This is a genomic window from Sphingomonas faeni, from assembly GCF_023195535.1.
GTDB classification, from domain to species: domain Bacteria; phylum Pseudomonadota; class Alphaproteobacteria; order Sphingomonadales; family Sphingomonadaceae; genus Sphingomonas; species Sphingomonas faeni_B.
In genome coordinates this window covers 514,331-531,409 of the sequence record NZ_JALPNF010000001.1, presented here as the reverse complement: position 1 = coordinate 531,409, position 17,079 = coordinate 514,331, and the positions used below count along the sequence as shown (strand labels likewise).

The window sequence follows — 17,079 nt, the reverse complement described above, 5'->3', positions numbered from 1 at the left end:
TTTCCCTTACCGCCCCCTCCGTCTGGCAAGTGCCAGCCACCTCCCCCTGCCGGGGGAGGATCGATAAGAGTTTTTGCTGGGTGATATCGATCAACGGGCGTCGCAAACCGCGTATCCGCCGGGGCCGGGCGACGCATCGATCGGAGTTTTCAGTTCGGGGAAGTGTGGCCAACACCCCTAAAAAACCGGCAATGGTCGGGGCGATAGGATTCGAACCTACGACCCCTGGACCCCGAGACCAGTGCGCTACCAGACTGCGCCACGCCCCGACAACATTGCCGGAGAGCGCCCTAGCCCCGACATTCCGGGCGATCAAGACAAATATCCGCGTCAGGCCCAGCGAGCGGCCGTTCTGGGGTTCGTTCGCCAGCAAAGCTGAACCGCCACGGCGGTAGTTTTATCGTGGTCGGCCCGACACCTGCCGCCGCGAGAGACGGCATCGAACCGTTTTGCCTCCGAAACGGATTTCGCCGCGATTGTCGCGTCCCGCCCGCTGGCGCAGCTTTATCGGGACGCAAAGGGACTTACTCACGACCAGCGTCGCGTTTCTTGCAATCATCAGGAGAGCAGACATGCCTAGCGAACAAGAAATCAACGACATCGTCACCCGCGTTTCTGCGCAGGTGTTGCGCGAAGTAAAAAGCAGCGAGCAGGTCTTCCGGATCGGCGACCTCAGCACGCACGTGATCGACCTCGGCAAGGGCGGCGACGCGGCCTGGACGATCTCCTACAGCACCGCAGCAGCAACGCTCGATGGCTCGACGCGCATCCGCGCGATCGACACGGTCGCGTGGACGATCAACTACAGCACCTCGAAGCCGACGCTCGCCGACCGCGGCATCGACGTTAAGAACTAGGGCGATGGACGGGAAGATCTGGCGCGGGGTTCAGTCCCTGCTGGACGCCTATGTCCGGATCGCCGGCGGCGACACTGCGGTTGTCCTGTATACCAGCGACAGCCAACGGTCCGCCGCCCTCGTCTGCGCCGCGCTCGAGATGCGCGCCATCCCTGCCGTGCGGGTATGGATGGCACCGCTTGTCGACGAGACGTTCGAGGTGCGGTTGCGAGAGGCGCTGCCCGCGAGCGACGCGTTCACCGGACGGTTGATCCTGCTGTCGTTCGAGCGCGATACCTTTTCGCATACCGGTGCGCTGACCCGCGCGCTGGCGCGCTATCCCGGCGAGCGACTGAGGATCTTCCGGTCGATAAGCGCGAGCGACAGCCTGTTCGCGGACGCGCTGCTTGCGTCGCCCGACGAACTGTCACGGCGCAACGTCGCTATCCTCGAACGATTGACACGCGCGACGCAGCTGCGGATCACGACGCGGGGCGGCACCGATCTGGCGGTGACGCTGGATCCGAAGCATCGCTGGATCAGCAATCGCGGGCGCGCGCGAGACGGAGGCACCGTCATCCTGCCCGCCGGCGAGGTGGCGACGTTCCCGGCCGAGATCTCCGGCATCCACGTCGCCGACTTCGCGTACAACGTGAACGCGATCACCGACGACGATGTGCGGCTGGAGGCATTTCCGGTGACCATCGAGATCGAAGGCGGGCGGGTCGTGGCGCATCGCTGTGATGATGCACGGACGATGCGGTTCCTCGATTCCGCACTGACGACGCACTGCGCCTACAATGTCGGCGAGCTCGGGTTCGGGACCAATTTCTGTATCGGCGAGCCGATCGCGATGAACTCACACATCAACGAGCGTCGGCCGGGCGTGCATCTCGGGCTCGGCCAGCACAATCAGGATCCGGGCGTCGTCGGCTACCAGTGCGCGATCCACCTCGACCTGATCGCGCGGGGCGGAATCGTCGAAGTGGATGGTGGAAGCGACGTCATGGATCTCGAGCATCTGGTGCCGTCGGACTTGCCGCATCCAGAAAGCACGCGCGACGAGGATGTGTTCTCGCCCGATACGCTGCAGATCGAGGACGGCGATTGCTGCGGATTGTTGTCGGACGGCGTGCTGACGCCCTGCCCAACGCCTTCGGTAGCCGCATGAACTACTGGACCGCCGCCAGCGGTATCGTCGATGCGTTCGTGCAGGATGAGGGGACGAGTATCCCGCTCGAACTGACGATCCGTACGCTGCAGGCGGTATTGCCGACGGGACCGCTGCGCGTGGTCGATCTCGGCGGCGGCGATGCGGCGCTGGCGGTCCGGCTGGCGGCGGCAGGGCATGAAGTCGTTGCGCAGGATATCGATCCGCACATGATCGCGCTCGGCGAACAGCGACTGGCGACGTCGCCGTCGACGATCCGCGACCGAGTCCGGCTCATTTGCGCGGATGGTGCGACGATGGCGGCGGACCAGGCGGGTGTCGCCGATCTGGCGTGCTGCCACAGCGTGCTGATGTACGAGGACGATCCAGCGCCCTTGGTCCGAACTGCGGTCGCCCTATGCAAGCCGGGCGGGCTGATATCGGTCATCGCGATCAACCCTGCCGCGGCGGCGATGCGCGCGGGACTGGCGGGACGGTGGGTCGAGGCGCGGATCGCGCTGGAGACGGGCGACGATACGCACGGGCCCTACGCCGCCAGCCGCAATCACGCGCGCGCCACGATTAAGGCCCTGTTGGTCGACGCGGGCGCGGACATCGTGGAATGGTCGGGAATCGGCATCTTCACCGATCATCATGCCGGTCCGATCGTCGCGGACGATCCCGAGCAGGTGCTGCGGAGCGAATGGCTAGCAGGTCGGCAGGACCCGTATCGCCAGGTCGCGCGCTGCTACCACCTCATCGCGCGCAAGAGCTGAGGCTACCGTCTATCGCCCGTCTATCCCCCGCGCGGCGTCGCTGCTAGGAGCGCGGCATGACTCCGCTCGATCGCATCCGCAATTTCTCCATCATCGCCCATATCGACCATGGCAAGTCGACGCTCGCCGACCGACTGATCCAGGAAACTGGCGGCCTGACCGCGCGCGAAATGTCCGAGCAGGTGCTCGACAACATGGACATCGAGAAGGAACGCGGGATCACGATCAAGGCGCAGACCGTGCGCCTCGCGTATCACGCGAAGGACGGCCTGGATTACGTCCTGAACCTGATGGACACGCCGGGCCATGTCGACTTCGCCTATGAAGTGAGCCGCAGCCTCGCCGCGTGCGAAGGCGCGCTGCTGGTGGTCGATGCGGCGCAGGGCGTCGAGGCGCAGACCTTGGCGAACGTGTACCAGTCGATCGAGCACGACCACGAGATCGTGCCGGTCATCAACAAGATCGATCTGCCCGCCGCCGAGCCCGAGAAGGTCCGCAAGGAAATCGAGGACGTGATCGGCATCGACGCGTCCGAGGCGGTGCTCGCGTCGGCGAAGTCGGGAATCGGCATCGTCGAGATCCTCGAGGCGATCGTCACCAAGATCCCGCCACCCAGCGGCGACCCGGAGGCACCGCTGAAGGCGATGCTGGTCGACAGCTGGTACGACCCGTATCTCGGCGTCGTGATCCTGGTGCGGGTGATCGACGGGGTCCTGAAGAAGGGCCAGCAGATCAAGTTCATGCAGACCGGCACGATGCATCTCGTCGACCGGGTCGGCTGTTTCCGCCCGAAGATCGAGCAGCTGACCGAGCTCGGTACCGGCGAGATGGGCTTCATCACCGCGCAGATCAAAGAGGTCGCGCAAACGCGCGTCGGCGACACCATCACCGACGCCAAGCGGCCTGCGCTGGAGGCGCTGGCGGGCTTCAAGGAAGTCCAGCCGGTGGTGTTCTGCGGGATGTTCCCGGTCGATGCCGCCGAGTTCGAGAAGCTGCGCGAGAGTATCTCGAAGCTGCGGTTGAACGATGCGAGCTTCTCGTTCGAGATGGAAACGTCGGCAGCCCTCGGCTTCGGTTTCCGCTGCGGGTTCCTCGGGCTGCTGCATCTGGAGATCATCCAGGAACGCCTGACGCGCGAATATGATCTAGACCTGATCACCACCGCGCCTTCCGTCGTCTATGAGATCGAGCTGACCCACCCCAATCCGTCCGGTACGACGCATATCGAGCTGCACAACCCCGCCGATATGCCCGAGCCGAACAAGATCGCGACGATCAGCGAACCGTGGATCGAGGCGACGATCTACGTCCCCGACGAGTATCTCGGCAGCGTCCTCAAGCTCTGCCAGGACCGCCGCGGCATCCAGAAGAACCTCACCTATGTCGGCGGTCGCGCGCAGGCGACGTACGAACTGCCGCTCAACGAGGTCGTGTTCGATTTCTACGATCGTCTCAAATCGATGTCGAAGGGCTATGCCAGCTTCGATTATCACCAGATCGGCTACCGCGAGGGCGACCTCGTCAAGATGGGTATCCTCGTCAATGAGGAGCCGGTCGATGCACTCAGCATGATCGTCCACCGCGGCACCGCCGAAGTCCGCGGTCGCGGCATGGTCGAGCGACTCAAGGAACTGATCCCGCGTCATCTGTTCAAGATCCCGATCCAGGCGGCGATCGGCGGCAAGGTAATCGCGCGCGAGACGATCAGCGCGATGCGCAAGGACGTGACCGCCAAATGCTATGGCGGTGACGCCAGCCGCAAGAAGAAGCTTCTGGAAAAGCAGAAGAAGGGCAAGCTGAAGATGCGCGAATACGGCTCGGTCAGCATCCCGCAGGAGGCGTTTATCGCAGCGCTCAGGATGGGCGACGACGCGTAGGCGCCCAAGGCTAAGCGCGTAGCCGCTTAGCCGAGGAAAGCGCCAAGCCGGACGGCGACCGGCCGAGTTCGTCCTCGGTCGTGTCGTTCGACGACGCGGCTTTGCCGCGGCGCGACTCCGTTGCATTCGGTAGCCATAGGCGTACGCTCGTCTAATGGCGCAAGTCTCACCAAAACCTCTCGAGTCCGAGTCCTCGATCTCAGCGGAAGCCTATGATCGCTGGCTGCGCGAAAAGGTTGCGCGGTCGTTGGCAGATCCTCGTCCGTCGATTGCGCACGCAGATGCCGTTGCCGCGATAAGATTGGTTTTGGGCTCTGCCGGTCGATCAGGCGGAGATCGCTGAAGCTTATCTGGCGCCCTGAAGCGATTGAGGATGCCTCCACGATTCTAGGTTACGTCGCCGATCGAAATATGAGCGCAGCACTCCGCCTTGCGACGTTGATCGAGGCATGCGCGCTCCGGCTTGTCGATCATCCGTTCATGTACCGGCCGGGTAGGGCCGACGGCACGCGCGAAGCTGTCATCCATCCCAACTATCTGCTGATCTATCGCCTCGTCTTGGACACGGTCGAGATCGTCAACGTCGTGCATGCGCGTCGGGATTACCCGTAACCTCCATCACCAACTGTCATCATACCAACACAATCCCCGCCTAACCGCGGGCTCGGGGAGTGAGCGTCGCGAGGCGTCGTCGGGCCGTCCGGGGAGGGCGGTCGATGGCGCGTAGCGGCGTTGCGTATTGGGATGTGCGGCCGGTCGTCAGGGACGGCGGCGCACGATTGGGGAATAAAAACTTTGAAGATTTCGGTCGTTAAGTCGGCGCTGATGCTCGGCGTCGCGTTGGGTTCCGTGCTGTGTGGTTCGGCGGCGTTCGCGCAGGACGCTGCGCCCGTCCAGACGCAGGCTGCACCAGAGGAAGGCCTCGGCGATATCGTCGTCACCGCCGAGCGTCGCTCGGAGAACCTCCAGAAGGTGCCGCTCTCGGTCGGCGTCGCGTCGGGCGATGCGTTGCGCACCTATACCTCGGGCGGCGACGACACGTTGCTCGCGCTGTCGGGTCGCGTCCCCGGTCTCTACGTCGAGTCGACCACCGGTCGCATCTTCCCGCGCTTCTACATCCGCGGGCTCGGCAACATCGATTTCTACCTCGGCGCCTCGCAGCCGGTCACGATCATCCAGGACGACGTGATTCTCGAGCATGTCGTGCTGAAGTCGAACCCGGTCTATGACGTCCGCCAGGTCGAAGTGCTGCGCGGTCCGCAAGGCTCGCTGTTCGGGCGCAACACCACCGCGGGCATCATCAAGTTCGACACGATCAAGCCGAGCAACGATTTCGAGAGCCGCGCGTCCGCGTCCGTCGGCTCGTACAACAGCGTCAACCTGGACGCCGGCGTCGGTGGCCCGTTGATCAAGGACCTCCTGTCGATCCGCCTGTCGACGTTGATCCAGCACCGTGAGAATTACGTCGACAACCGGTTCGCGGGCGTAAGCGCCGACAACACCGCGACGCCGCGCAAGGACGCGATGGGCGGCTTCGACGATCGCAACGTCCGCGTCCAGCTTGCGCTGACCCCGGGCGAGCGCTTCACGCTCGACCTGTCGGGCCATGCGCGCTGGTATGACGGCACCTCGACGCTGTTCCACCGCGGCGCGCTGAAGAAGGGTTCGAACGACGTGTCGGCCGAGCCGCGCAACGTCGTCTCGTACGACGAAGCGAACGACAACCCGCAGAGCTACAACACCTATGGCGGCTCGGTCCGTGCGACCTACGACTTCGGTCCGGCCGCGCTGACCTCGATCACCGCGTACGAGACGACGTCGGGCTTTAGCCGCGGCGACACCGATGGTGGTGCGGCCGCGAACTTCCCGGTGGGCGGTCAGCCGAACGGTTTCGGCCAGTCGCAAGGCCAGATCCGCGATCTCGATCAGTGGTCGCAGGAAGTCCGGCTTGCAGGCACCCCCGGCGGTCGTTTCAACTGGCAGGTCGGCGGCCTGTATTTCGACACGCGCGACATCACCGATTTCTACCAGCGCGGGTTCTTCCTGACGGGCACGGCACGCAACCCCAACAACTGGGTCCGGCTGCACAACGTCAACACGTCCTGGGCCGGCTTCGGGCAGGTCAGCTATGAGCTGGTCGACAAGCTGACGCTGACCGTCGGCGGTCGCATCACCGAGGACAAGAAGCGTACGCAGCTTCTCAAGACGGCGGACACGGCGGCAGGCGTCGTCACGTATCGCGGCCGTACCGACGTCACGCTGAAGGCGACCAAGCCTAGCTGGGATGCGAGCCTGTTGTACCAGGCTAGCCCTGACGTCAGCCTCTATACGCGCGTCGCCGAGGGCTTCCGCGGGCCTACGATCCAGGGCCGCTCGGCGGTGTTCAATTCGGACTTCACGACCGCCAAGTCGGAGACGATCCTGTCGTGGGAGGGTGGCGTGAAGAGCCGCCTGCTGAACAACACGCTAAGCCTGAACGCGACGGTTTTCGCCTACCGCGTCAAGGACATCCAGCTCAACGGCAACGATGTGAACGGCAACGGCGTGCTCTTCAACGCCGACAAGGCGGATGCGTACGGCATGGAGGCCGAGGCGAACTGGAAGCCGGTGCCGAACCTGACGCTCGGTGCGGGGCTGAGCCTGTTGCACAGCAAGATCCGCGACAAGAACGTCTATGCGCAGGTCTGCATCCTGAACGGCGTCGTGGTCTGCACGGTCGAGGATCCGACGATCAAGGTGGGCGCCAACACGTTCGCACAGATCGACGGCAACCCGCTGCCGAACGCGCCGGAGTATAACGTCGACCTCACCGCGCGGTACGACCAGCCGCTCGGCAATGGCGGTCGCGCGTTCATCGCGAGCGACTTCAACATCCAGGGCTATACGCAGTTCGTGCTGTACAAGACCAAGGAGTTCACCGCGAACGGTAACTTCGAGGGTGGCCTGAAGATCGGCTACGCCGCGCCCGACGATGCGTATGAGTTCGCGGTATTCGCGCGCAACATCACCGGCGAGAAGAACCTCAAGGGCGTGATCGAGAACTACATGGCGGCGGTGTTCAACGAACCGCGGATCATCGGCGTGTCGCTCAGCGGCAAGTTCCGCTGATCGGGTAGGGTGCCATCGATCCTCCCCCGCCAGGGGGAGGTAGCTGGCACTGGCCAGACGGAGGGGGAGGAAAGGGAAACCGCTGTTGCGTGTTCCTCCCCCTCCGTCACCTTCGGTGCCACCTCCCCCTGGCGGGGGAGGATCGTTTGAATTGCCGACTTCATGCGGGAGGCGATGCAGTAGAACCTGCGCCGCTACCTAAACTACGCGTGACGTATTTTTCAGCAGCGTTCCCACGCACGGCATTGTAGCGAAACATTGCGGCGAGTTGCCGTTTTCCTTCGGCCGGTTGATACTCGTCCCATGTCGCTCAATCCCGTATTCTACGATGCTAGTGGCCGCCGGCGTCAGCGCTTTACCTTTGGCGTTGCTGCGTTCGTCGCGTTGCTGCTGCTGTCGATCGCGGTATTCGCGGTGTCGATCGGCGCGGTGCCGACCGCGCCGCTGCTGCCGATCGAGCCCGAGCACCCCGCGCTCCACAAGCTGCCGGCGCCACGGGGCGGTATCCTTCGCGAGACGCGGCGCGACATCAACTACTACGCCCGGCAACTGTTCGGGACGAGCGCGGCCAAGCCCGGCATCGGCAACGGCGCCAACCCGTCGCTCGCCATCGCCTTTCACGTGCCGTGGGACGAGGCGAGCACCGCCAGCCTCGCGCGGCACGTCGAACAGCTCGACTGGCTGATCCCCGGCTGGGTCTCGATCACCGGCAAGGATCACAAGATCACCGTGTTCCGCGACCAGGCCGGGCGCGATATCCTCAACAAGGCGGTGCATCGCCCGGTGATCCTGCCGATGGTGCAGAACGCGGTCGACGGGAACTGGGACGGTGCCGGCAGCGCTGCGCTGTTCGCCGATCCGAAGGCGCGCGCGGCGTTCCTCGACAAGCTCGTACCGTTCCTCAGCGCGAACCATGCCGGCGGCGTGTTCTACGATTTCGAGGATTTGCCCGCGTCGGCGCAGCCCGACTACCGCGCGTTCCTCGCCGAGACCCGCGCCCGCTTCACGCCCCGCGGCTGGGTGGTCGCAATCGCAGCGCCGGTCGCGAACCCCGACTGGAGCCTGCCCGCCTACGCCAAGGTGACCGACAAGATCTTCCTCATGGCCTATGACGAGCACGAGACGAGCGGCGCACCGGGCCCGATCGCCTCGCAGCGCTGGTTCGCGCGGATGGTCGCCGATGCGGCGCGCGGTATCCCGCCGTCCAAGCTGGTCGTCGCGATCGGCTCCTACGCTTACGACTGGCATGCCGGGGCCGAGAGCGGCAACGGCGACGCGCTCGACGTCGAGGAAGCGTGGCAGAACGCTGCGGACTCCGGCACGGTGCCGACCTTCGACAAGGCCAGCGGCAACAGCAGCTTCGCTTATTCGGAAGGCGGCGTGCAGCATCAGGTCTGGCTGCTCGATGCGGCATCGGCGTACAACCAGATCGCGTTCCTGCAAAAGGCAGGGCTGGGGAGCGTCGCGCTGTGGCGTCTCGGCTCCGAGGATCCGGGACTCTGGTCGATCTGGGGCCGCGATCGCCGGAAACTGCCGGTCCCCGATTTGATCGACGCCATGCCGGCGGGCACCAACGTCGATATCGAGGGCAATGGCGAAATCCTGAAGATCGCCGCCGAGCCCGTCACCGGCATCCGCGATGCGGTGCCGGCCAAGGACGGTACGATCGCCGATGTCAACTTCACGCGGATGCCGTCGCCCTATGTCGTGGTGCGGACCGGCTATCGTCCGAAACAGCTCGCGCTGACCTTCGACGATGGTCCCGATCCCGAATGGACGCCGCAGATCCTCGACATCCTCAAGCGCGAGCATGCGCCGGCGACGTTCTTCGTGATCGGCGAGAATGCGTTGACGCAGCGGTCGCTGCTCGAACGGATGGTCGCCGAGGGGCATGAGATCGGCAGCCACACCTATACGCACCCCAACCTCGCCAACGTGTCGACGCGGCAGGTGAAGTACGAGCTCAACGCAACGCAGCGTTTGTTCCAGGCGTTTACCGGACGCTCGCTACGGCTGTTCCGCGCACCCTATTTCGGCGATGCCGAGCCGAGCACCGCGGACGAAATCCTGCCCGCGCTCGAGGCGCAGCAGCGCGGCTATATCTCGGTCGGCCTGCACGTCGATCCCGACGACTGGAAGCGGCCGGGCGTGCAGGCGATCATCGACCGGACGATCGCCGGCGTCGAGGCGGGCAATCCGGAGCGCAGCGGCAACATCATCCTGCTCCACGACGCCGGCGGCAATCGCGCGGAGACCGTCGCCGCGCTGCCGATCATCATCGAGCGGTTGCGCGCGATGGGCTACAGTTTCGTGCCCGTCTCGACGCTCGCGGGCCTGTCGCGCGATGCGGCGATGCCGGTGATCTCGTCGAGCGACCGCGTCGCCGCCGTCGCCGATCTGGCGCTGTTCAGCACGCTCGGCGGGATCGTCGTCGCGCTCCGCTGGATCTTCGGCATCGCGATCACGATCGGCATCCTGCGCGCCTTGGCCCTCTCCGCGCTCGCGCTGATCCAGGCGCGGCGCGAATTGAAGACGGTGTTCCCGGCGATCGATCCGTCGCGGTTCGTCACCGTGATGATCCCGGCGTTCAACGAGGAGCGCGTGATCGTCCGCGCGGTGCAGGGCGTGCTCGCCTCCACCGACGTCGCGATCGAGGTGATCGTGATCGACGACGGTTCCAGCGACGGCACCAGCCGCGTCGTTTCCGAAGCATTCTCGGGCGACGATCGCGTCCGCCTGCTGACGCTGGAGAATGGCGGCAAGGCGCGTGCGCTCAACCGCGGGCTCGAACTCGCGCGCGGCGAGATCGTGATCGCGCTCGATGCGGATACGCAGTTCGAGCCGATGACCATCGCCCGGCTCGCGCGGTGGTTCGACGACCCGAAGCTCGGCGCGGTCGCGGGCAATGCCAAGGTCGGCAACCGCGTCAATCTGATCACCAAGTGGCAGGCGCTGGAATACATCACCGCGCAGAACCTCGAACGGCGTGCGCTCGCGCGGCTGAACGCGATGACGGTCGTGCCGGGTGCGGTGGGTGCATGGCGGCTCGAGGCGATCCGCAGCGTCGGCGGCTATCCCGACGATACGCTCGCCGAGGACCAGGACCTGACGATCGCAATTCAGCGGCACGGCTGGGCGGTGAAATACGACCAGTTCGCGATCGCCTGGACCGAGGCACCGGAGACGATGCGCGCGCTGGCGAAACAGCGCTTCCGCTGGGCGTTCGGCACGTTGCAATGCCTCTACAAGCACCGTTCGGCGATCGGCAGTTCGCACCCGCGCGGGCTCGGCTGGGTCGGGCTGCCGCAGGCGATCGTGTTCCAGATCGTGCTCGCGTCGATCTCGCCGATCATCGATCTCGCGCTGCTGGTCAGCTTCGCCTCGACCTATCTTTCGGTACAGGCGCATGGTTGGGAGCAGACCAGCCACGACGTCTATACGATGCTCGCATACTGGCTGATCTTCACGGCGATCGACCTGCTGGCCGCGACCATCGCCTTCGCCTTGGAGCGCAAGGAGCGCTGGCGGCTGCTCTGGCTGCTGATCCCGCAGCGGATCGGGTATCGTCAGGTGATGTATTACGTCGTGCTGAAGGCGATCGCGCAGGCGCTGCGCGGGCCGCTGGTCGGCTGGGGCAAGCTGGCGCGGACGGGGCGGGTGACAGCGAACTAGGCCGAATCGACATTCAATTTGGCGCGCAGGATTTGACCAATTTTCCGTCACCCCGGACTGGTTCCGGGGGCCACGGTTCCGCAAACCAAATTCTATCGATTTTGCGGCACGGTGGATGCCGGAACCAGTCCGGCATGACGAAGAAACGAACTGATTGGACGGGGCAAACTGAATGTCGACAGGCCCTAAGAGGAACGGCCACGCTTAGAGGCTGTCGGTGACCTCGGCGTACGCGAAGCGCGTGTCGTCCGTAGCGGGGGCGTTGCGTGCGCGATGGAACGAGTTCGAGGGCAGGAGCGTACCTTCGTTTCGCGGTAGCGCGGGGCAATCGCGGCACCCTATAGCGGTCGTGACGGGTTCGAGGAGTCCACGAAAGTGAAACATACGCTGCGGCTGGTTCTGGCCGCTTCGCTGATCGGTGCGCCGGTCGCGGCGCAGGCGCAGCGAGCACCGCTTGTGCTTGCCGCCGCGTCGCTCCAGGAATCACTGACCGCTGCGGCCGATGCTTGGGCGAAACAGGGCCATGCCAAGCCGACGATCTCGTTCGCCGCATCGTCGGCACTGGCGCGACAGGTCGAGGCCGGCGCGCCCGCCGACCTGTTCGTGTCGGCCGACGAGGACTGGATGAACGCACTGGCGAAGAAGAACCTGATCGTCGCCTCCACGCGCGTAACATTCCTCGGCAACCGGCTGGTCGTCGCGGCACCGGCGGGCAGCACGGTTCGCATCCCGGTCCGCCCGCGCGCCGCGCTCGTCCGCGTGCTGACCGCCGGGCCGCTCGCGATGGCGGATACCGCGGTGCCGGCGGGCAAATACGGGCAGGCGTCGCTGGAGAAGCTCGGCGTCTGGACGCAGGTTGCGCCGAAAGTGGTCCGCGCGGAGAATGTCCGCGCGACGCTGGCGCTGATCGAGCGCGGCGCGGCGCCGCTCGGGATCGTCTACGCAACAGATGCAAAGGCGTCCGCCAAGGTACGGATCGCAGGCGTTTTTCCCGAAAACACGCACCCGGCGATCACCTATCCGATCGCGCGGCTGAAGACATCGACCAACCCCGAGGCCGAAGCGTTCCGGCGCTTCCTTGTCTCACGCGCGGGCAAGGCGATCTTCGTCCGCTACGGATTCTCCGCGCGCTAGATGCTGAACGCGACCGAATGGGGGATCGTCGCGCTGTCGCTGAGGGTCGGCGGGGTGGCGATGCTGGTGACCCTGCCGGTCGCTTTCGCGCTGGCCTGGCTGCTCGCGCGCGTCCGGTTCCCCGGCAAGGTGATCGTCGATGCGGCGATCCATCTGCCGCTGGTGGTGCCGCCGGTGGTGACCGGGTGGCTGTTGCTGCTCGCCTTCGGGCCCAATGGGCCGATCGGCGGCTGGTTGCAGGATTGGTTCGGGATCACCGTCTTGTTCCGCTGGACCGGCGCGGCGATCGCGGCGGGGGTGATGGCTTTGCCGTTGATGGTGCGGGCGATGCGGATCTCGATCGAGGCGGTCGACAGGCGATTGGAGAACGCCGCACGGACGTTGGGGGCAGGGCCGTGGCGCGTGTTCTGGACGCTGACGCTGCCGCTCAGCATCCCCGGCGTGCTGGCGGGTGCGGTGCTGGGGTTCGCGCGATCGATCGGCGAGTTCGGCGCGACGATCACCTTCGTCTCCAACGTGCCCGGCGAGACGCAGACGCTGCCGCTGGCGATCTATTCGGCGTTGCAGCAACCGGGCGCGGACTCGATGGTCTGGCGATTGTCGTGTATCTCCGTAGGGTTGTCGTTGATCGCTCTAATCGCGTCCGAACTGCTGACGCGGCGCGCTGGACGGGGGCTGCATGTCCTTTGAGATCGATATCGAGAAGCGGCTGGGCGATGCGCACGTCGCGCTGACGCTGGACGCGGGCGATGGCGCGACGGTGCTGTTCGGCCCCTCGGGCATCGGCAAGTCCAGCGTGCTCAACATGGTCGCAGGGCTGCTCGCGCCCGATCGCGGGCGGATCGCGGTCGATGGCGATACGCTGTTCGGGGACGGCGTCGACGTGCCACCCGAACGCCGCCGCGCCGGCTATGTGTTTCAGGAAGCGCGGCTGTTCCCGCACATGCGAGTCCGCGCGAACCTGCTCTACGGCGCGGGCGACGAGACGGAGGGATTCGAGGACCGGATTGGATTCCTCGGGATCGGCCATCTGCTCGATCGCTGGCCGCGGACGCTGTCGGGCGGCGAGGCGCAACGCGTCGCGATCGGCCGCGCGCTGCTCAGCCGACCCCGCTTCCTGTTGCTGGACGAGCCGCTATCCTCGCTAGACCGGGCGCGTCGCGAGGAGATCACGCGCGCGATCGAGCATGTCCGCGACGTGGTTAAGCTGCCGATCCTGATGGTCACGCACGACCCGGGCGAAGCCGAACGCATCGGCACCCGGGTCGTGCGGATGTAGCCGATCAGCCGAGCGCGCGGTCGAACAGACGCGAGAGACGAGCGGAGAAGGCGCGCGCGTCGAGCGGGCGCTCCCCATCGGCGATCTGTGCCTCGTCGAACAACAGGTGCGCGGCGTCCTCGCGCAGCGACGCCTCATCCTCGCCCAAGGCCGCGAGCTTGGCGACCAGCGGACTGCGCGGGTTGATCTCCAGCACCGGCTTGGCGGCGGGCATCGCCTGACCGCTGGCGGCGAGGATTCGTTCGAGTTGGCGGTCCATGCCGCTGTCCGCCGCGACGAGGCAGACCGCGCTGTCGGTCAGCCGCTCGGAGGCGCGAACCTCGGATACGGCATCGGCCAGCGTCGTCTTCACGAACGCGATGAAGTCGGCGACCTCCGGCGTTGCGTCGGCGGTCGGCGGCGCGGCGCCATCCGAGAGTGGGATCAGGCTCAGGTCGGCGGCACCCTGCGTGACCGACTTGAACGGCTTTCCGTCGGAATCGATGCCCGCCGTCACCCAGAAGCCGTCGACCGAGTCCGGCAGCAACAGCACCTCGATCCCGCGTGCGCGGAACCCTTCGAGCTGCGGCGAGGCTTCGAGGCGGTCCAGATCGGTGCCGACCGCATAGTATATCGCGGTCTGGTTTTCCTTCATCGCCGCGACATAGTCGGCGACCGAGCGCCACGCGCCGTCCGACGTCGTGGTCTTGAAGCGGGCGAGCTTGAGCAGCGCGTCGCGCCGTTCGAAATCCTCGTACAGCCCTTCCTTCAGGACCGCGCCGAAATTCTCCCAGATCTTCCCATACGCCTCGGCATCGCGCGTCGCGAGCTTGTCGAGTTCGGCCAGCACGCGGCCGGTCACGCCCTTGCGGATCGCGGCGAGCATCGGGCTTTCCTGGATCATCTCGCGCGAGACGTTGAGCGGCAGGTCGGACGAATCCACCAACCCGCGCATGAAGCGAAGGTAGCGCGGCAGGACCTCGGCATCGTCGGTGATGAAGACGCGCTTTACGTACAGCTTCATCCGACCGTTGCGGTCAGGATCGAACAGGTCGAACGGCTTGGCGCCGGGGACGTAGGCGAGCACCGAATATTCGTGCAGCCCTTCCGCGCGGTAATGGAGCGTCAGCGCGGGTTCGTCGAACTGGCCCGAGACGCCGCGGTAGAAATCGACATAATCCTCGGTGCTGATCCCGGACTTCGGCTTGGTCCACAATGCGGCGCCGTCGGCGATGTCGACCGGCTCGGCGTCGGGCTTTTCGCGCAGCGTGATCGGGACGGGGACGTGGCCCGACTGGTCCTTGACCAGACGCTCGACGGTATAGCGGTCGGTAAAGGAGGTCGCGTCATCGAGCAGATGCAGTACGACACGGGTACCGCGCGACGGCGCTTCCGAGGGGTCGACAGGCGCGATCGTGTAGGTGCCGAGACCGTCCGACGACCACACCGACGCGGTGTCTGCGCCGGCGCGGCGCGAGACGACGTCGACCTTTTCGGCCACCATGAATGCGGAATAGAAACCGACGCCGAACTGGCCGATCAGCTGTGCGCCCTCCGAGCCGGACGAGGCGGCGATCCGGTCCATGAACGCCTTGGTGCCCGACCGCGCGATCGTGCCGAGCGCCTCGCCCATGTCGTCGGTGGTCATGCCGATGCCGTTGTCCTCGATCGTCAGCGTCTTCGCGTCGGGATCGAGCGTGATCGCGATCTGCGTGCGGGTTTCGTCCCCGAGCAGGTCCGGCGCGCTCAACGCCTCGTAGCGGAGTTTCTCGCAGGCATCGGCGGCGTTCGAGATCAACTCGCGCAGGAACACGGTCTTATCCGAATAGACGGAATGTACCATCATGTGCAGCAACCGCGAGACATCCGCCTCGAACGCATGTGTTTCGGGCGTGACGGTTTCGGGATCTATGGACGTGGTATCTGGATTCATGGTGCGGAACGACCTTCGCTGTAAATTCGTGGCGGAGAGTTGGACGGGCGTCAGAACGAATTCAAGGGGCAGCAGCGCTTTGCGATTGACGGCCGGAAGGCTCGCGGCGGATGTGCGTACCGCCGGTCTGCAGCACGGTATCGCTGCTGCAGCCCGGGCGATGGGGGCAATATCGCGTGATCATACGAGAATCTTTTATCCTCGGCCTCGCGACGCTCGTCGCGCTGGGCATCCCCGTTGCCAGCTCGGCCAGAGATGCACCCGCCACACGCCTCGTCCTGATCGACGACGACGTGGTGGGGCTGAACGGTGCATCCGCGCTGCTGCTCCAGGCGCCCGGTGTCGAGGTGCTCGGGATCACGACGACGAGCGGCTCGGTGTGGCGTGATACGGCGACGGCATATGCCCTGCGGACGGTCGAGATAATCGGGCGTCGCGATGTACCGGTGGTGCCGGGCGCGACCTATCCGCTGGTCAACAGCGAAACGGCGACAAAGCGGTGGGAGGGGCTGTACGGCCGGCTCGAGTTCAAGGGGCCATGGACCGAGCCTGCGCCCGGCGGCGCGAGCCCGGCGGGGTCCGAAAGGCCGTTGCCCGCGGTCGTGCCGAGCCTGCCGATCGGCGATCCGGTCACCAAGCCTTCCAGCGAGAGTGCCGCCGCGTTTCTCGTCCGGATGGTGCGCGCGCACCCTCGTCAGATCACGCTGTTCGCGACCGGGCCGATGACCAACATCGCGATCGCGCAGAGCCTCGATCCGAGCTTTGCCGCGAACGTGAAGGAACTGGTCTACATGGGCGGCAGCCTCAATCCGCAGCAGAAGCTCGACACGCCGGCGGCGGCGGAGTTTGCACGCGAGTTCGTTAATACGCCGCGACGCGAGTTCAATATCCGCTGGGACCCGGAAGCGGCGCGGATCATGGCACACGGTGCTTGGCCGAAGGTGACGATGGTGCCGATCGATCCGTCGACCGGAACGCAGTGGACCCGCGGTTTTCTAAACAGCTTGAAGCCTGCGCATACCCTGCTCACCGATACCCTGCAGACCGGGCTCGAGCCGGGGTTTCCGATGTGGGACGAGATTGCGGCGATGGTCTGGCTGGAGCCGTCGATCGTCACGCGCGGGGAGGCGCTCTACATCGATTTCGACACGAATCAGACCGCGGGATATGGCGACACGCTGTCGTGGCATGACGCGTACCGCCCGCATCTGGGAGAACGGGCGCAGAACGTCGTGCTTCGTGTCGACCGCGCGAAGATGGAGGCGGCAATGCGTGCGCTCTACATGCGGCCGTTGCCACGCTGACGTCGCCAGGTCGACGGCGCCGACGGGGGCA

At 65.6% G+C, this 17,079-nt stretch carries 13 protein-coding genes and 1 tRNA gene; 12 read left to right on the top strand and 2 right to left on the bottom strand.

Annotated elements, in window-relative coordinates; translation table 11 throughout:
- Nucleotides 1-192 precede the first annotated feature (192 nt).
- Nucleotides 193-269 (bottom strand) — tRNA-Pro (locus SPHN_RS02130).
- 303 nt (nt 270-572) lie between these two features.
- Here SPHN_RS02130 and SPHN_RS02125 point away from each other — a divergent pair.
- The 11 genes from SPHN_RS02125 (at nt 573) to SPHN_RS02080 (ending at nt 13,832) form a co-directional block, all read left to right on the top strand.
- Entirely contained in the window at nt 573-857 is a 285-nt protein-coding gene (locus SPHN_RS02125; RefSeq protein WP_248520824.1) for a hypothetical protein, read from the top strand.
- A 4-nt stretch (nt 858-861) separates the two neighbouring features.
- Nucleotides 862-2,007, top strand: a complete 1,146-nt coding sequence (locus tag SPHN_RS02120; protein ID WP_248520823.1) for an aminopeptidase — start codon at nt 862-864, stop codon at nt 2,005-2,007.
- Nucleotides 2,004-2,762 (top strand): class I SAM-dependent methyltransferase, encoded by a 759-nt coding sequence (locus SPHN_RS02115; protein ID WP_248520822.1) that lies wholly within the window; start codon nt 2,004-2,006, stop codon nt 2,760-2,762. Before SPHN_RS02120 ends, SPHN_RS02115 begins: the two co-directional genes overlap by 4 nt.
- Nucleotides 2,763-2,818: 56 nt before the next feature.
- Complete coding sequence (gene lepA / locus SPHN_RS02110; protein WP_248520821.1) at nt 2,819-4,639, top strand: translation elongation factor 4; 1,821 nt, start codon at nt 2,819-2,821, stop codon at nt 4,637-4,639.
- Between the two features lie 154 nt (nt 4,640-4,793).
- Nucleotides 4,794-4,982: a type II toxin-antitoxin system RelB family antitoxin gene (relB, locus tag SPHN_RS18495; RefSeq protein WP_349238449.1), complete on the top strand. Its 189-nt coding sequence runs from the start codon at nt 4,794-4,796 to the stop codon at nt 4,980-4,982.
- A complete protein-coding gene (locus SPHN_RS02105) occupies nt 4,940-5,251 on the top strand; it encodes a type II toxin-antitoxin system RelE/ParE family toxin (protein WP_349238459.1) in 312 nt (103 codons plus the stop codon). The genes relB and SPHN_RS02105 overlap by 43 nt, the downstream gene beginning before the upstream one ends.
- A gap of 213 nt (nt 5,252-5,464) precedes the next feature.
- Nucleotides 5,465-7,747, top strand: coding sequence for a TonB-dependent receptor (locus SPHN_RS02100; RefSeq protein ID WP_248521456.1), 2,283 nt, complete (start codon nt 5,465-5,467; stop codon nt 7,745-7,747).
- Between the two features lie 303 nt (nt 7,748-8,050).
- Nucleotides 8,051-11,419: a polysaccharide deacetylase family protein gene (locus SPHN_RS02095; protein ID WP_248520820.1), complete on the top strand. Its 3,369-nt coding sequence runs from the start codon at nt 8,051-8,053 to the stop codon at nt 11,417-11,419.
- Between the two features lie 375 nt (nt 11,420-11,794).
- Nucleotides 11,795-12,553, top strand: coding sequence for a molybdate ABC transporter substrate-binding protein (modA, locus tag SPHN_RS02090; protein ID WP_248520819.1), 759 nt, complete (start codon nt 11,795-11,797; stop codon nt 12,551-12,553).
- Entirely contained in the window at nt 12,554-13,243 is a 690-nt protein-coding gene (gene modB / locus SPHN_RS02085) for a molybdate ABC transporter permease subunit (RefSeq protein WP_248520818.1), read from the top strand.
- On the top strand, nt 13,233-13,832 hold the full coding sequence (locus SPHN_RS02080) for an ATP-binding cassette domain-containing protein (RefSeq protein WP_248520817.1): 600 nt from the start codon (nt 13,233-13,235) through the stop codon (nt 13,830-13,832). Before modB ends, SPHN_RS02080 begins: the two co-directional genes overlap by 11 nt.
- 4 nt (nt 13,833-13,836) lie before the next feature.
- Here SPHN_RS02080 and htpG read toward each other — a convergent pair whose 3' ends face one another.
- Complete coding sequence (htpG, locus tag SPHN_RS02075; protein ID WP_248520816.1) at nt 13,837-15,744, bottom strand: molecular chaperone HtpG; 1,908 nt, start codon at nt 15,742-15,744, stop codon at nt 13,837-13,839.
- Between the two features lie 176 nt (nt 15,745-15,920).
- Here htpG and SPHN_RS02070 point away from each other — a divergent pair, with 176 nt between their 5' ends.
- Nucleotides 15,921-17,048, top strand: a complete 1,128-nt coding sequence (locus tag SPHN_RS02070) for a nucleoside hydrolase (protein WP_248520815.1) — start codon at nt 15,921-15,923, stop codon at nt 17,046-17,048.
- The last annotated feature ends 31 nt before the right edge of the window (nt 17,049-17,079 follow it).

Excerpts from the sequence above, each read along its gene's own strand:
- modB (WP_248520818.1), top strand. The coding sequence starts at position 12,554 with ATGCTGAACGCGACCGAATGGGGGATCGTCGCGCTGTCGCTGAGGGTC.
- htpG (WP_248520816.1), bottom strand. The coding sequence starts at position 15,744 with ATGAATCCAGATACCACGTCCATAGATCCCGAAACCGTCACGCCCGAA.
- relB (WP_349238449.1), top strand. The coding sequence starts at position 4,794 with ATGGCGCAAGTCTCACCAAAACCTCTCGAGTCCGAGTCCTCGATCTCA.
- lepA (WP_248520821.1), top strand. The coding sequence starts at position 2,819 with ATGACTCCGCTCGATCGCATCCGCAATTTCTCCATCATCGCCCATATC.
- SPHN_RS02120 (WP_248520823.1), top strand. The coding sequence starts at position 862 with ATGGACGGGAAGATCTGGCGCGGGGTTCAGTCCCTGCTGGACGCCTAT.
- SPHN_RS02080 (WP_248520817.1), top strand. The coding sequence starts at position 13,233 with ATGTCCTTTGAGATCGATATCGAGAAGCGGCTGGGCGATGCGCACGTC.
- SPHN_RS02125 (WP_248520824.1), top strand. The coding sequence starts at position 573 with ATGCCTAGCGAACAAGAAATCAACGACATCGTCACCCGCGTTTCTGCG.
- SPHN_RS02095 (WP_248520820.1), top strand. The coding sequence starts at position 8,051 with ATGTCGCTCAATCCCGTATTCTACGATGCTAGTGGCCGCCGGCGTCAG.
- SPHN_RS02100 (WP_248521456.1), top strand. The coding sequence starts at position 5,465 with ATGCTCGGCGTCGCGTTGGGTTCCGTGCTGTGTGGTTCGGCGGCGTTC.
- SPHN_RS02115 (WP_248520822.1), top strand. The coding sequence starts at position 2,004 with ATGAACTACTGGACCGCCGCCAGCGGTATCGTCGATGCGTTCGTGCAG.